Genomic DNA, 14,302 nt, shown 5'->3' on the forward strand with positions numbered 1-14,302 from the left:
CTCTTTCGCAATGGTAGTGAGGCGCGACCATGCCCGATACATCCAACGCCCCCAATCCGCCCCCCGTCACTCCGCCAGGCCTGCTCGATGCCCTGGCCAGCCTGCTCGGCCCGCGCGGCCTGCTGACGGCGCCGGAGGATCTGGAACCGCATCTGGCCGATTGGCGCGCGCTGTACCGCGGCGCGACGCCCTGCGTGGTGCGGCCGGCCGATACCGCCGAGCTCGCCGCCGCGGTGAAACTGTGCGCCGCGGCAGGGGTGCCGATGGTGCCGCAGGGGGGCAATACCTCCATGGTCGGCGGCGCCACGCCGGATGAGAGCGGCAAGCAGGTGGTGGTCAGCCTGGCCCGACTGAACCGCATCCGCGCCATCGACCCGGTGGATCTGACCATGACGGCGGAAGCCGGGGTGGTGCTGAAGGCGGCACAGAACGCGGCGGCGGAAGCCGGCTGCCTGTTCCCGCTCAGCCTGGGGGCGGAGGGCACGGCCACCATCGGCGGCGTGCTGTCCACCAATGCCGGCGGCAACACCACGGTGCGCTACGGCAATGCCCGCGAATTGATGCTGGGGCTGGAGGTGGTGCTGCCCGATGGGCAGGTCTGGGACGGGCTGCGCCGGCTGCGCAAGGACAATACCGGCTACGCGCTGCGCCACCTGTTCACCGGGGCGGAGGGCACGCTGGGCTTCATCACCGCCGCGGTGCTGCGGATGTACCCTCGCCCGCGCGACACCGCGCTGGCCTTCTGCGCCGTGGCGGATGCGGAGGCGGCGCTGGCGCTGTTCCGCCGCTTCCGCGACCGGGACGAAAGCGCCGTGCGCGCCTTCGAGTACATGTCCGGCACCGGCGTCGATTTCTGCCTGAAGCATATCGAGGGCGTCAGCCTTCCGGTGGCCAGCCGGGCCGACCACTACGTGCTGGTCGATCTCGCCTCCCCCCGCCCCGATGCCGGGCTGCGCGACATGGCCGAGAGCCTGCTGGCCGAGGCGATGGAGGCCGGCGAGGTGCTGGACGCGGTGTTGGCCGAGTCGGAAGCCCAGGCCCAGAAGCTGTGGAAGATCCGGGAGGAACATCCGGAAGCGCAGAAGCGGGAGGGCGCCTCGGTGAAATCCGATGTCTCCGTCCCCGTCTCCCGCGTGCCGGAGATGATCCGGCGCTGCTCCGCGGCGCTGGAGGCACTGATCCCGGGCAGCCGGCCGGTGCCCTTCGGCCATATCGGCGACGGCAACATCCACATGAACCTGGAACAGCCGCCGGGCATGGACCCGGCCGCCTTCCTGGCGCGCAGCCACGACATCATGGATTGCGTGAACGAGATCGTGCGGGAAATGGACGGTTCCTTCAGCGCCGAGCACGGCATCGGGCGCCTCAAGACCGACATGATGCCGGAATGGCGCGGTGGGGCGGAGCTGGACACGATGCGCCGCATCAAGGCCGCGCTGGACCCCTGGGGCCTGATGAATCCGGGCAAGGTCTTCCCCTGATCCGCCATCTGCTGCTGCTGCTGCCCGGGCCACTGGCGTTGGCGCTGACGCTGGCCGGCTGCGCCACGCCGGCGCCGCGCGCACCGGATCTGGCGCTGCGGGCGGCAACCGCGGTGGCGCAGCTCCGCTCCGGTGAGTCACCGCGCTGCCTGGCGACAGGGGCGGCGATCCACCTCGGCGAGGGGCGTTTCGTGACGGCGGCGCATGTGGTGGATGGCTCCGCCCAGCGCCTGCGCGGCACCTGCCCCGCCGGCGCCGGGCCGCTGGTGCTTTCGGTGGGCGGCGCGCCCGCCCCCGCGCGGCTGGTCCGCGCCGGGCAGGACCGCATCGATCGCGACATCGGCCAGCTCTATCTGGGCGGGGAGGATGTGGCGCTGGTGGTGCCGCTGCGGCCGTTGCCCAGCCTCGGCACCGCGACGCTCTGCGCCGGCCTGCCCGCGGCGGGCACGCCGGCCCTGCTGGTGACGCCGCGCCGGCAGCACCGTACCCGCCTGCTGGGCGTGGTGCGGGAGACCGATTCGCGCTTCGGCATGTACCTGGAAATCCCGGAAACCCTGGCGCCGGGCGATTCCGGCGGCGCGGTGTTCGAGGCGGCGTCCGGCTGCCTCGCCGGGCTGGTCAGCCACCGGGACGAGCCTGCCCCAGGCCAGGCCGCCCAGCCGCGGACCCGGCTGGTGCCGGCGCCGGTGGTCGCGCGTTTCCTGGCCGCCACGCGCGGCGGCACCGCCGGCCCGTGACCCGGACCGATCCGCCGATCGATACACCCCTGGCAGGGTCCTTTGCAGCCCGCCCCCTGCGGCTGGTAGAAGGGGCCGGATGACACGGATCGACCGCTATATCCTGCGCCAGCTCGTCGGCGGCCTGCTTGCCGTCACCTGCGGGCTGGCTGCGCTGGTCTGGCTGACCCAGTCGCTGCGCTTCATGGAACTGGTGCTGGACCGGGGGCTGTCGCTGTCCGTCTTCGTGCAGCTCACCGGCCTGATGCTGCCGGGCTTCGTGGCCGTGATCCTGCCGATCACCACCTTCGTGGTGGTGCTGTTCATCTATGTGCGGATGAACAGCGACCGCGAACTGGTGGTGATGCGCGCCGCCGGCCTGTCCCAGCTTCGCCTGGCGCGGCCGGCGATGCTGCTGGCCCTGGTCTCCGTCGGCATCGGCTATGCGCTGAACCTGTGGCTGGTGCCGATGTCGCACACCGCCTTCCGCATCTGGCAATATGAGATCCGCAACGAAATGGCGGCGATCCTGGTGCAGGAAGGCGTGTTCTCCTCGGTCGGTGGCGACCTCACGGTCTATGCCCGGCTGCGCGACCGCGACGGCACCCTGCGCGGCATCCTGGTGCATGATGCACGGGAGGCCGGGGCGCCTGCCACCATCCTGGCCGAGGTCGGCCGCATCACCAACGGCCCCTACGGCCCGCGGGTTACGCTGCAGAACGGCGTGCGGCAGCAGATGGAACGCGTGCCGCCGCCGGCCGGGTCGCCGCCCGGTACGCCCGCCACCATGCGGCTGTCGGTGCTCAGCTTCCAGGAGAACAGCGTGGATCTGGCCCGCGCCACGCGGCAGGAGGAAGTGCGCTTCCGCGATTCGCGGGAACGCAGCGTCGCCGAATTGCTGAACCCCGACCCGGCCGAGCAGTTGCGCCCGCGGGAAATCTCCCGTTTCGTGGGCGAGGCGCATCAGCGGCTTTCCGCGCCGCTGACGGCGCTGACTTTCGCGCTGGTCGGCATGGCCGTGGCGCTGACCGGCCAGTTCCGGCGGCACGGCGGCGGGCTGCGGCTGGCGATCGGCGTCGGGCTGGTGGTGGGGCTGCTGGCGATGGGGCTGACCATCGGCAACCTGGCGACGCGCGATAACGCCTTCGTCTGGCTGATCTGGGTGCATGCCACCCTGCCCGGCGTGATCGCCGCCTGGTGGCTGGTGGGCGCGCCGGGCCTGCCCCGCTTCCGCCCCGCGCCGATGCCTCCCGGCTCGATGCCCCCCGGTTCGATGCCCCCCGCCTCCATTTCGGCCGGCTGAGCCCCGCATGGTCCTCACCCCCACGCTGACCGGCTATGTGGCGCGCGGCTTCCTCGCCGCTACCCTGCTGGTGATGGCCGCGCTGATCGGCCTGGTTGCGCTGTTCGACTTCATCGAGCTGCTGCGCCGGGCGGCGACGCGGCCGGATGTCGGCTATTCCATCCCGCTGCAGATCGCGGCGATGCGGCTGCCCTTCGTGGCGCTGCAGATCCTGCCCTTCGCCATCCTGCTCGGCGGCATCATCGCCTTCTGGCGGCTGACCCGGTCCTCCGAGCTGATCGTGGCCCGCGCCGCCGGCATTTCCGCCTGGGGGTTCCTGACCGGGCCACTGGTGGTGGCGCTGCTGCTCGGCATGCTGGGCACCTTCGGCATCTCTCCCGTCTCCTCCGCCCTGCTGGCGCGGGCCGAGCGGATGGACATGTCCTTCCTGCGGACCGGCGGCGGCCTGTCCTCCCTCGCCGGCGGGCGGCTGTGGCTGCGGCAGGCGGACCGGGCGCTGGACCCGCATGGGGTGGCCATCATCTCCGGCCGCCCCGTCGCGATGCGCGATGCGCCGGGGGCCGGGGACCCGCTGCGGCGCGGGCCGCGCTTCGAATTGCAGGAAGTGACGGTGTGGCGGCTTTCCGCCGATGACCGGCCGCTGGCCCGGCTGGAGGCGCCGCGCGCCCGGCTGATCGATGGCGCCTGGGTGTTCGAGGATGCGGTGAGCTTCGGCGCCGACCGCAGGGCCAGCCCGGCGATGCGCGTCAGCCTGCCCACCGAATTGACGCCCGACCGCATCCAGGACAGCTTCGCCTCGCCGGAAACGCTCGATTTCTGGGCGCTGCCCCGCTTCATCGCGGTGCTGGAGGAGGCCGGTTTTTCCGCCGTGCGCCATCGCATCCAGTTCCAGTCGCTGCTGGCCCTGCCGGCGCTGGCGCTGGGCATGGCACTGCTCGCCGCCGGCTTCTCCATGCGCCAGACCCGGCGCGGCGGCGTGGCGCAGATGATCGGCGGCGGCGTCGCCGCGGGCTTTGCCCTGTTCGTACTGGACAAGGTGAGCAACGAGATGGGCGAGGCCGGTTCCCTGCCCGTGATCCTGGCCGCCTGGGCGCCGACGCTGGCCGGGCTGCTGCTGGCGCTGGCCCTGTTGCTGCACCTGGAGGATGGCTGATGCCGCCGACCACCCGGCCATCCCGCAAGCTGCCGCCGCCGATCCGGCCGGTGGCGCGACCCGCCGCGCCTGCCGCACCTATCGCGCCTTCTGGCCCCGCCGCGCCGCCGCCGGGCCGGACCAGGCTGGGCCTGGCCGGGCTGGTGGCACTGACGGCCCTCGGCATGGTGCTGTGGCCCACCGGGCCAGGCGCCCAGCAGGGCCTGATGGGCCTCGGCAACCGCGCCGTCGGCGAGGGCCCCGTCACCTTCACGGCGGATGAGGTCGAATACGACCAGACCACCAACATGGTGACCGCGCGCGGCAAGGTGGAAGCCTGGCAGGGCGACCGCGTGCTGCGCGCCGATGAATTCACCTATGACCGCGACACCGGGGTCGCCACCGCCACCGGCAACGTGGCGCTGATTGAGCCGGACGGGCAGACCCTGTTCGCCGACCGGGTGGAACTGACCGATGGCATGCGCGATGCCGCGATCGAGGGCATCCGCGGCCTGCTCGCCGCCAATGCGCGCGTCGCCGCCGCCGGCGCCCGGCGCACCGGCGGCACCGTCACCGACCTTGCGCGGGTCGTCTATTCCTCCTGCGACCTGTGCCCGGAGGACCCGACGCGGCCGCCGCTGTGGCAGTTGCGGGCGCGGATCGCCACGCTCGACAGCGTGGAGCAGCGGGTGCGCTACCGGGACGCCGCGGTGCAGTTCGGCGGCGTGCCGCTGCTGTATACCCCCTATTTCAGCCATGCCTCGCCGGATGCGCCGCGCGCCTCCGGCTTCCTGTCGCCCACCTTCGGGCAGACCCGCTTCCTCGGCGGCTTCGCGGAGCTGCCCTACTACTGGGCGATCGACGACCATTCGGACGCGACCATCAGCGTCACCGCCTCCACCGACCAGGTGCCCAACCTGGGCGGCGCCTATCGCCGGCGCTTCAACAGTGGCGAGGTGACCTTCGAGGGCTCGATCGGCAACCTGGACGGCACGGATGCGGATGGCATCGGCGGGCACGTCTTCTCCCAGGGCCGCTTCACGCTGGACGAGAATTGGCGGGTCGGCTTCGCCGTGAACCGCGCCTCCTCCCGCGAATACCTGCAAGCCTGGCGCTATGGCGCGCCGCGGGTGCTGACCACCACGGCCTATGCCGAAGGCTTCTGGGGCGCGGAAGGCTACGCCCGCATCGACTCGATGCTGTACCAGGGGCTCGACGCCGCCAATTCGACCGACCTGACCCCCTTCGTGCTGCCGCGCGGCTATGCCGACTACGTCTTCCCGAATGACGGCCTCGGCGGGCGATTCACGGTGGATGCCTCCGCCTTCAGCCTGTTCCGCTCCAGCGGCACGGATACCCGGCGCGTCGCCACCCGCACCACCTATGAACTGCCGCTGATCGGCGGCATGGGCGACATCTGGACCTTCCGCACCCATGCCGACCTGGTCGGCGGCTGGGTCGATGGGCTGGCGCTGGCGCCCACCTACGGCGATGCCGGCGGGGATGGCTTCTTCGGCCGAGGGCATATCCGCACCGCGCTGGATTGGCGCATGCCCTTCGTCCGCAGCGCGGGCGAATACGGGTCCCAGATCATCGAGCCGCGGGTGCAGGTGGTGACCGGCCCGGCCACCGGATCGCAGCTTCGCTTCCCGAACGAGGACAGCGTCGATTTCGAATTCACCGACGCCAACCTGTTCAGCCTGAACCGCTTCTACGGCCGCGACCGCTTCGAGGGCGGCACGCGGGCGGATGCGGCGCTGCGGGGCGCCTGGCTGTTCCCCAATGGCGGGCAGATCGAGGGTCTCGCGGGGCGCTCCGTCCGCCTTGCCACGGACGAGACCTTCGCCGATGGCTCGGGGCTGGAGAACCGGTCCTCCGACTGGGTCGGCCGGCTGCGGCTGGCGCCGGTCACCTGGCTGGAACTGCTCGGCCGCGGCCGACTGGACAAGGATACCGGCGAGGGAAGGCTGTGGGATGCCACGGCGACGGTCTTCGGTGGCCCCTTCAGCCTGTCCGGCGGCTACCTGCTGACCAACCCGGCGCCGAACGTCACCACCCGGAAGCGGGAGGAGTTCTCCCTCGGTGGCACGTTCCGCCTGAACGAGTACTGGCGGGTCGGGCTGTTCGGCCGCTACGACATCGGGCTGGACCGGCCGGTGGCGGCCCAGGCCTCCGCCACCTATGAGGATGAGTGCTTCATCTTCGAGACGCGCTTCGTCCGCAGCTGGGCGGAAGACCCGAGCACGCGGGCCGACTACACCGGCGGCACCCTGTTGCTGTTCCGGGTCGGGCTGAAGACGATCGGCGATTTCGGTCTGCGCGCGCTGTGAAACCCCCACCGGCCCCGCGCGTGATGGCGTGGCCGTCTTCCGATGATCAGGCCCGGGTGATTTCACCCGGACCGGTATTGCTCTAGGAAAGCGCCATGCGCCCCACCGCCCGAGCCCTGCTGCTGCTGTCCACCCTGGCCAGCGCACCCATCCTGACCCTCCCGACCCCCGTGCTGGCCCAGAGGAGCCCGGCCGATGCGACCGCGTCGGCTGCGCAACAGGTCAACCGCATCGTCGCCGTGATCAACGGGGACATCGTGACGCAGGCCGATGTGGATGGCCGGCGACGGTTGTTCGCGCTGAATGCCGGGCTGAACATGACGCCGGAGGTGCTGCGACGGCTGACGCCGCAGGTCACCCGGCTGCTGGTGGATGAACGCCTGCGGGTGCAGGAAGTGCAGCGCCGCCGCATTCCGGTGACGGATACCGACATCGCCACGGCGGTGGCGGAGCTGGAGCGCCGCAACGGCCTGCCGGCCGGCGCCCTGGTGGCCCAGCTGCGCCGCGCCGGGGTGGAGCCCCGCGTGCTGTACGACCAGCTTCGCGTGCAGATCGGCTGGGCCCGGCTGATCCGCCAACTGCTCGGCCCGCAGGCGGAGCCTTCCGAAGCCGCGGTGGCGGAGCTGATCGCATCCCAGCGCGCCCGCACCGGCCAGCCGGAATTCCTGGTCAGCGAGATCTTCGTGCCGGTGGATGATCCGTCCGAGGAGGACGAGGTCCGCAGCTTCGTCGATGAGGTGGTCAGCCAGCTGCGCCGCGGCGTGCCCTTCCCGGTGGCGGCGACGCAGTTCAGCCAGGCGCAGACCGCGCTGCAGGGCGGCGACCTCGGCTGGGTGGGCGCGGAGGCACTGGATGCGGAAGTGGCGGAGGTGGTGCGCCAGATGCCGCCCGGCGCCATCGCCAACCCGATCCGCGTGCCCGGCGGCTTCCAGATCGTGGCATTGCGGCAGAAGCGGGAGGTGGGGCGCGACATGGCGACCATCCTGACGCTGCGCCAGGCCTTCTTCCCCTTCTCCGGCGCGCTCGACCCAAACAACCCGACGCCGCAGCAGATCCAGACGGTGGAGCGGGCCCGCGCCCTGTCCAACTCGGCGCGAAGCTGCGAGGCGGTGGAAGCCGCGGCGCGCGCCGCCGGCGGCACCCGGGACCCGAACCCGGGCGAGGTTCGCCTGGAAGCGGTGCAGCCGCCGCCGCTGCGCCAGCTGATCGGCGGGCTGCAGCCGGGCCGCGCCAGCCAGCCGGTGATCGCGCCCGATGGCGTCGCCGTCATCATGGTCTGCACGCGGGAGACCCGGAACCAGGCCGAGCTGACGCCCGAGGCCGCCCGCGCCCAGCTGCTGCGCGACCGCGCGGAGCTGCTGTCCCGCCAGGTGCAGCGCGACCTGCGCCGCCGCGCGCAGATCGAGATGCGCAGTTGAGGCGGACGCCTCGACTGCTGTTTTTCAGCCTTCAGGCGCCAGGCGCCGCCTCCGGCGGCTTGGCTCGCCGCATGGGCGGCGGCGGCCATCCGGCCGCTCGGACCGCTGGCGCGGTCCGCCGTGGTGGGTGAGCTTGCGCCCCTCCCCTCGCTCCGCGACACGGTCCGCGAATACGGGCTGGATGCCCGCAAGTCGCTCGGCCAGCACTTCCTGCTGGATCCGGCGGTCTGCGCGCGCATCGCGGCGCTGGCCGGTGACCTGACCGGTCGGCATGTGCTGGAGGTCGGCCCCGGCCCCGGCGGGCTGACCCGCGCCCTGCTGGCGACGCCTGCCGCGCATGTGCTGGCGGTGGAGCTGGACCGCCGCGCCATCGCGGCGCAGGCGGCGCTGGCCGCGCACCACCCTGGCCGCCTGACGGTCCGGGAGGCGGATGCGCTGGAGGTGGATGTGCTGGCCGAGCTGCCGGCGCCGCGCCGCATCATCGCCAACCTGCCCTACAACGTCGCCACGCCCCTGCTCGTCGGCTGGCTGCGCCGGGCGGCGGGGATCGAGGGCATGACCCTGATGTTCCAGCAGGAGGTGGCGGAGCGGATCTGCGCCGCGCCGGGCAGCGACGCCTATGGAAGGCTCGGCGTGCTGGCGCAGTGGCGCTGCCGCGCGCAGTTCCTGCTCAGCCTGCCGCCCGGCGCCTTCACGCCGCCGCCGAAGGTCTTTTCCGCCGTCGTCGGGCTGACCCCGCATGCCGAGGACCCCGGCCCCGCCTTGTTCGCCGCCATGGAACGCACCACGGCCGCCGCCTTCGGCCAGCGGCGCAAGATGCTGCGCGGTGCGCTGAAGCAGCTCGGCCAGGCGGAGGCATTGCTGGAAGCGGCGCAGATCGCCGGCGAAAGGCGGGCGGAGACGCTGACCATCGCCGAATTCGACCGCCTCGCCCGCGCCCTCCTGGCCCGCGAGGCGACCGCCCAGGGGGTCTGAGGGGGTTGCCTGCGCGGCGCCGCGCGGGTTTGGTGCGCCTCCAGGCTCCAGGAGAGACGCGCCATGCTGCCGCCCGATGACCAGCTTACCCTCTGCTTCGCCCATGTCGCCTACCGCTTCAGCGAGCGCTACGCCCAGCGCGGCGGCAAGCTGAAGCATTTCGAGGTGCGGAGCCTGGATGAGCTGGAGGCGCGGCTGCCCGAGGCCGATGTGCTGCTGGTCTCCGGCATGTGGCGCAACCACCTGGCGGCCAAGGCGCCGCGGCTGAAGTTCATCCAGTCCATCAGTGCCGGCGTCGACCAGTATGACAAGGCGGTGCTGGCGGGTGCGGGCATCCGCCTGGCCTCGGCGCAGGGCGCCAATGCCAATGCGGTGTCGGAACACGCCATGTCGCTGATCCTGGCGCAGGCCCGGCTGCTGCCGCAGGCCCGCGACAACCAGGTGAAGCAGCATTGGCGCGGCATGATCGGCGACCTGACGCAGCGCGAGGATGAGCTGGGCGGCAAGATTCTGCTGGTGGTTGGCATCGGCCGCATCGGCGGGCGCCTGGCCCGGCTGGCCAAAGCCTTCGACATGAAGGTGGTGGGGCTGCGGCAGGACCCGTCCAAGGGAAGCGAGGGCGCGGACGAGATCCACGGCATGGATCAGCTGCATGCGCAGCTGGGTCGTGCCGACATCGTCGCGCTGACCTGCGCGCTGACCCCGGAGACCCGCGGCCTGATGAATGCCGCCGCCTTCGCCGCCATGAAGCCGGGTGCGACCCTGGTGAATGTCGCGCGCGGCGCGGTGTGCGACGAGGCGGCGCTGATCGCGGCGCTGGCTTCCGGCCAGGTCGGCCAGGCGGCGCTGGACGTGACGACGGAGGAACCGCTGGCCGGCGCCAGCCCGCTCTGGGCCATGCCGAACGTCTTCATCACGCCGCATACCGGCGGCGAGACGCGGGCCTATGAGGGCAATGTGCTGGACCTGCTGGAAGCCAACCTGCCGCGGCTGCGGGCGGGGGAAGCGTTGGTCAACCAGGTGGTGTGACGGCGGGGGGTGGCGCAGAGCCCCCACCCCGACCCTCCCCCGCAGTGCGGGGGAGGGAGAAGCAAAGCCCACCCCCGCACTGCGGGGGAGGGTTGGGTGGGGGCCCGGCGCGCGCTCCCCCTCAATCCAGGTTGGTGCTGCCCCGCGGCCGTGCGCTGGCGTTCCAGGCGGCTCGGATCGCCTCGCTGACGCCGACCGGGTCCGGCACGCCGCGCAGCACATGCTCCTCATCCGCGCGGCCTTCGGTCGCCTTGATGACGACGTCGCCGATGCCCAGCATGCGGTGCCAGATCGCCTGCTTCGAGACGACGTCGCGGATGCGGAACACCTCCACATCGTCGCGCAGCTTGGTCCAGAAGCCCTGCTCGATGATCACCCGCTCATTCGTCACGCGGATGCGCTGGCGGCCGAGGAAGGGCAGGCCGAGCATCAGCACGGCCAGCCCGCCGCGGACCAGGCCGAAGGATCGCTTGGTCTCGCGCGTCACCAGGATATCGGTCTCGGGCATCGGCACCTCCTCAACCATGCTGCGGGGGGAATGGGGCGGCATCAAGCCACTCATGCAGCAGGGCGGTTACCGCCTCCGGCTCCTCCATCGGCGGCAGGTGGCCGGTGCGGGGGATGCGGTGCAGGCGGGCGCCGGGGATCAGGCTGGCGATTTCCTCGGCCAGGTCCGGCGGTGTCAGCACATCCGCCTCCCCCACCGCGACCAGCGTCGGCACGGCGATGCCGGGCAGCAGGGCGCGGCTGTCGCGCCGGGCCAGGATGGCCTGCTGCTGCCGGGCGAAGGCGTCGCGGCCGACCCGCTCCGCCATGTCACGCACTGCTTCGCCCAGGGGGCCGGCGAGATTGTCCGGGTGCAGCAATTGCGGCAGCAGGCGGGGGGTGACGCCGCGGAACTGGCCGGAGCGGGACAGCGCCAGCAGGCCGCGCCGCCTGCGCGCCTGTTCCGGCGTATCGGCGCGGGCGGAGGTGTCCATCAGCGCCAGGCGGACGATCCGGCCGGGCGCCTGGCGCATCGCCTCCATCGCCACATAGCCGCCCATGGACAATCCGACGAGGGCGATCGGCGCCGCCGCCGGCACCGCGGCCAGGGCGCGCGCGGCCATGGCGGGCAGCGTCGCGTCCTGCGTCAGGTCGGCGACGACGCAGCGATGCGTCGCGCCAAGCGTTGCCACCTGGTCCCGCCACAACCGCTGGTCGCAGAGCAGGCCGGGCAGCAGCAGCAGGACGGGGTCGCGGGACATGCGCGCGGTCCTATGCCGCGGGGCGGTGCGCGTCCAGTTGGCCCGCGAAGTCGGGGACAGGTGGCGTCTTGCCTTGATTTCCCGGCCATTGCGGCGCATATGCGCTGCATCCCGCCCGGCCCCGCCAAGCGCCTGTCATCGCGCCTGTGGGGCGCCCCCGCTGAATGCGCGTCCTGATGGGATGCGTGCAGGTGGCGGGCAGGTCCGAGGCATGCAGAGAACCAAGCACGTTGAGCGATCATAGCGACGCGACCGCCCCGCGCGCGGCCGAGACTGAACACACCGCCGCCGCCCCGGCCGAAGCCGGCACCCCCGCGACGGAAACGTCCGCGGTGCCGAAGGCTGCGGAATCGGAGGCTGAGGAATCGGGGGCTGCGGAAGCAGCACCCGCGCCGCGCAAGCGCCGGGCACCCAGCGCCAAGACGCTGGCAGCCCGCGCCGCCAAGGCCGAGGCCGCCGCGGCCAAGGCGCGCGAAGCCGAGGTGCCAGGGCTGCTCGCCGAGGCGCACGAGCCCGTTGCCGAGATGCCCCCGGCGGAGCCTGCCGCAGCCGAGCCGGTTGCGCCGGAACCTGTTGCGGCCGAGCCGGCTGCCCAGGAATCCGCGGCGCCCGAGCCGGTCGTGCAGGAGCCGGTCGCTGCGGAGCCGGCCGCCCCAGAACCGGTTGCGCCCGAGCCGGTCGCCCCCGAGCCGGCAGCCGAGGCAGCCCCGGCTGCCGAGGTGGCAGTGGTGCCGGAGGCCCAGGCCGAGCCTGCCGACGAGACCCCCGTGCTGACGGAGGCCGAGACCGAGGCGGCACAGGAAGCGCGGGAGGAAGCCGCGAGCTGGGCCGCCGAGGAACCGCCGCGCACCACCTTCGCCGATCTCGGCCTGTCCGAGCCGATCCTGCGCGCCGTGGCCGATACCGGCTACCTGCACCCCACGCCGATCCAGGAACAGGCGATCCCGATCGTCCTGATGGGCCGCGACGTGCTGGGCTGCGCGCAGACCGGCACCGGCAAGACCGCCGGCTTCACCCTGCCGATGCTGGACATCCTGGCCGGGTCCCGCGCCAAGGCACGCATGCCGCGCAGCCTGATCCTGGAGCCGACGCGCGAGCTGGCGCTGCAGGTTGCCGAGAACTTCGTGAAGTACGGCAAGCACCTGAACCTCACGCACGCGCTGCTGATCGGCGGCGAGAGCATGAACGACCAGCGCGACGTGCTCGAGAAGGGCGTGGACGTGCTGATCGCGACCCCGGGCCGGCTGCTGGACCTGTTCGACCGCGGCCGCATCCTGCTGGCGGATTGCAAGGTGCTCGTCATCGACGAGGCCGACCGCATGCTGGACATGGGCTTCATCCCGGATGTCGAGCGCATCGTCTCCATGCTGCCGCGCATGCGCCAGACGCTGTTCTTCTCCGCCACCATGGCGCCGGAAATCCGCCGCCTGGCGGATGCCTTCCTGCAGAATCCGCGCGAGATCACCGTCTCCGCGCCCGCAACCGTCGCCACCACCATCACCACCGGCCTGGTATGGGTGCGGGAGCATGAGAAGCGGGAAGCGCTGCGGAAGCTGCTGAACAAGGAAGCGGTGCAGAACGCGCTGGTGTTCTGCAACCGCAAGGTCGAAGTGGACGTCCTGTACAAGTCGCTGAAGAAGCACGGCTTCTCGGTCGGCGCGCTGCATGGCGACCTGGAGCAGTCGGTGCGCTTCGCGACGCTGAACCGCTTCAAGGCGAACGAGATCCAGATCCTGGTGTGCAGCGACGTTGCCGCGCGCGGGCTGGACATCGGCGGCCTCAGCCACGTCTTCAACTTCGACGTGCCGTTCCATGCGGAGGACTACGTCCACCGCATCGGCCGTACCGGCCGCGCCGGGCGTCAGGGCCATGCCTATTCGCTGGCAGCCCCCGAGGATGCGAAATCCGTCGCGGCGATCGAGCGCCTGACCGGCATGCCGATCCCGCGCATGGAGATCGAGGGTCTGGAGCCGGTGACGGCCGAGGAGATCGAGGAAGGCGCCAAGGCCCGCCGCGGCCGTGGCGGCCGCGCCGCCCCCGCTGGCCGCGAAGCCGGTGGACGCGAATCCGGCGGCCGTGATGTCGGCAAGGGACGCGATGGCGGCCGTGGGCGCGACCGCGGTCGCGAGCCGCGCCGCGACGCGCCGCCGCCGGCGCGCGCCGAGGAAGCCGTGCGCGCCGAGCGCCCGCCGCGGGAAGATCGCGGCCCGCGCCGCGATGCCCGCCCGCCGCGCGACGAGGCGCGCCCGCCGCGTGAGGATGTCCGCCCGGTGCGGGACGAGGCGCGTCCGCCGCGTGACGAGGCACGCCCGCCGCGTGACGATCGCGGCCCGCGCCGCGACACGAAGCGGGAGGAGCCGCAATCGCTGGAGGCACGGCGCGAGGAATTCCGCCGCGAGCGCCGGGAAGACCGCGAAGCTGGTCCCTCCCCGCGCGGTTTCGGCGATGCGGTGCCGGCCTTCATGCTGCTGAGCGTGCCGAAGCCGCGCCGGGACACGTCCTCGGACGCCGAGGCCGCGTAATCGCGACCCGGCGGTTGCCGGATTCCGGCGCTCGCGCCAGATTGCCCGGCCAGATTGCCGGATAGTCCATCAAAGCCTGGAGGTCGCGGGTGCCATTTGCGGGCCGCGACCCTATTTCCACAGCTGTCGCCGCCCGCCAGGAGGAAGCC

At 72.3% G+C, this 14,302-nt stretch carries 11 protein-coding genes; 9 read left to right on the forward strand and 2 right to left on the reverse strand.

Going from position 1 to position 14,302, the window contains the following annotated elements; translation table 11 throughout:
• Nucleotides 1-29: 29 nt before the first annotated feature.
• The 8 genes from HB662_RS19145 to HB662_RS19180 all read left to right on the forward strand — a co-directional run bounded on the left by HB662_RS19145 (nucleotide 30) and on the right by HB662_RS19180 (nucleotide 10,384).
• On the forward strand, nucleotides 30-1,481 hold the full coding sequence (locus HB662_RS19145) for an FAD-binding oxidoreductase (RefSeq protein ID WP_168051622.1): 1,452 nt from the start codon (nucleotides 30-32) through the stop codon (nucleotides 1,479-1,481).
• 38 nt (nucleotides 1,482-1,519) lie between these two features.
• On the forward strand, nucleotides 1,520-2,218 hold the full coding sequence (locus HB662_RS19150) for a trypsin-like peptidase domain-containing protein (protein WP_168051624.1): 699 nt from the start codon (nucleotides 1,520-1,522) through the stop codon (nucleotides 2,216-2,218).
• A gap of 79 nt (nucleotides 2,219-2,297) precedes the next feature.
• The gene (gene lptF, locus HB662_RS19155) at nucleotides 2,298-3,500 is read left to right on the forward strand and encodes an LPS export ABC transporter permease LptF (protein ID WP_168051626.1); all 1,203 of its coding nucleotides are present in this window, start codon (nucleotides 2,298-2,300) and stop codon (nucleotides 3,498-3,500) included.
• Between the two features lie 7 nt (nucleotides 3,501-3,507).
• Nucleotides 3,508-4,653 (forward strand): LPS export ABC transporter permease LptG, encoded by a 1,146-nt coding sequence (gene lptG, locus HB662_RS19160; protein ID WP_168051628.1) that lies wholly within the window; start codon nucleotides 3,508-3,510, stop codon nucleotides 4,651-4,653.
• Nucleotides 4,653-6,962 carry an LPS-assembly protein LptD gene (locus HB662_RS19165; protein ID WP_245185729.1) on the forward strand — a complete coding sequence of 770 codons (2,310 nt, stop codon included), beginning with the start codon at nucleotides 4,653-4,655 and terminating at the stop codon, nucleotides 6,960-6,962. Before lptG ends, HB662_RS19165 begins: the two co-directional genes overlap by 1 nt.
• A gap of 95 nt (nucleotides 6,963-7,057) precedes the next feature.
• Nucleotides 7,058-8,380, forward strand: coding sequence for a peptidylprolyl isomerase (locus tag HB662_RS19170; protein ID WP_168051630.1), 1,323 nt, complete (start codon nucleotides 7,058-7,060; stop codon nucleotides 8,378-8,380).
• Nucleotides 8,381-8,500: 120 nt separating this feature from the next.
• Nucleotides 8,501-9,355 carry a 16S rRNA (adenine(1518)-N(6)/adenine(1519)-N(6))-dimethyltransferase RsmA gene (gene rsmA, locus HB662_RS19175; protein ID WP_171970257.1) on the forward strand — a complete coding sequence of 285 codons (855 nt, stop codon included), beginning with the start codon at nucleotides 8,501-8,503 and terminating at the stop codon, nucleotides 9,353-9,355.
• A 63-nt stretch (nucleotides 9,356-9,418) separates the two neighbouring features.
• Nucleotides 9,419-10,384 carry a D-2-hydroxyacid dehydrogenase gene (locus HB662_RS19180; RefSeq protein WP_168051632.1) on the forward strand — a complete coding sequence of 322 codons (966 nt, stop codon included), beginning with the start codon at nucleotides 9,419-9,421 and terminating at the stop codon, nucleotides 10,382-10,384.
• Nucleotides 10,385-10,505: 121 nt separating this feature from the next.
• Here the strand turns inward: HB662_RS19180 and HB662_RS19185 are convergent, their stop codons facing one another.
• Together HB662_RS19185 and HB662_RS19190 are read right to left on the reverse strand one after the other, a co-directional pair.
• Nucleotides 10,506-10,892 (reverse strand): PH domain-containing protein, encoded by a 387-nt coding sequence (locus HB662_RS19185; protein WP_168051634.1) that lies wholly within the window; start codon nucleotides 10,890-10,892, stop codon nucleotides 10,506-10,508.
• Nucleotides 10,893-10,902: 10 nt separating this feature from the next.
• Complete coding sequence (locus HB662_RS19190) at nucleotides 10,903-11,631, reverse strand: alpha/beta fold hydrolase (protein ID WP_168051636.1); 729 nt, start codon at nucleotides 11,629-11,631, stop codon at nucleotides 10,903-10,905.
• Between the two features lie 956 nt (nucleotides 11,632-12,587).
• Here HB662_RS19190 and HB662_RS19195 point away from each other — a divergent pair.
• Nucleotides 12,588-14,153 carry a DEAD/DEAH box helicase gene (locus tag HB662_RS19195; RefSeq protein ID WP_408871649.1) on the forward strand — a complete coding sequence of 522 codons (1,566 nt, stop codon included), beginning with the start codon at nucleotides 12,588-12,590 and terminating at the stop codon, nucleotides 14,151-14,153.
• Nucleotides 14,154-14,302: the final 149 nt, after the last annotated feature.

The organism is Falsiroseomonas frigidaquae (genome assembly GCF_012163145.1).
GTDB classification, from domain to species: domain Bacteria; phylum Pseudomonadota; class Alphaproteobacteria; order Acetobacterales; family Acetobacteraceae; genus Falsiroseomonas; species Falsiroseomonas frigidaquae.

Coding starts and splice junctions, on each gene's coding strand:
- HB662_RS19145 (WP_168051622.1), top strand. CDS start 30: ATGCCCGATACATCCAACGCCCCCAATCCGCCCCCCGTCACTCCGCCA.
- lptF (WP_168051626.1), top strand. CDS start 2,298: ATGACACGGATCGACCGCTATATCCTGCGCCAGCTCGTCGGCGGCCTG.
- lptG (WP_168051628.1), top strand. CDS start 3,508: ATGGTCCTCACCCCCACGCTGACCGGCTATGTGGCGCGCGGCTTCCTC.
- HB662_RS19165 (WP_245185729.1), top strand. CDS start 4,653: ATGCCGCCGACCACCCGGCCATCCCGCAAGCTGCCGCCGCCGATCCGG.
- HB662_RS19170 (WP_168051630.1), top strand. CDS start 7,058: ATGCGCCCCACCGCCCGAGCCCTGCTGCTGCTGTCCACCCTGGCCAGC.
- HB662_RS19180 (WP_168051632.1), top strand. CDS start 9,419: ATGCTGCCGCCCGATGACCAGCTTACCCTCTGCTTCGCCCATGTCGCC.
- HB662_RS19185 (WP_168051634.1), bottom strand. CDS start 10,892: ATGCCCGAGACCGATATCCTGGTGACGCGCGAGACCAAGCGATCCTTC.
- HB662_RS19190 (WP_168051636.1), bottom strand. CDS start 11,631: ATGTCCCGCGACCCCGTCCTGCTGCTGCTGCCCGGCCTGCTCTGCGAC.
- HB662_RS19195 (WP_408871649.1), top strand. CDS start 12,588: ATGGGCCGCGACGTGCTGGGCTGCGCGCAGACCGGCACCGGCAAGACC.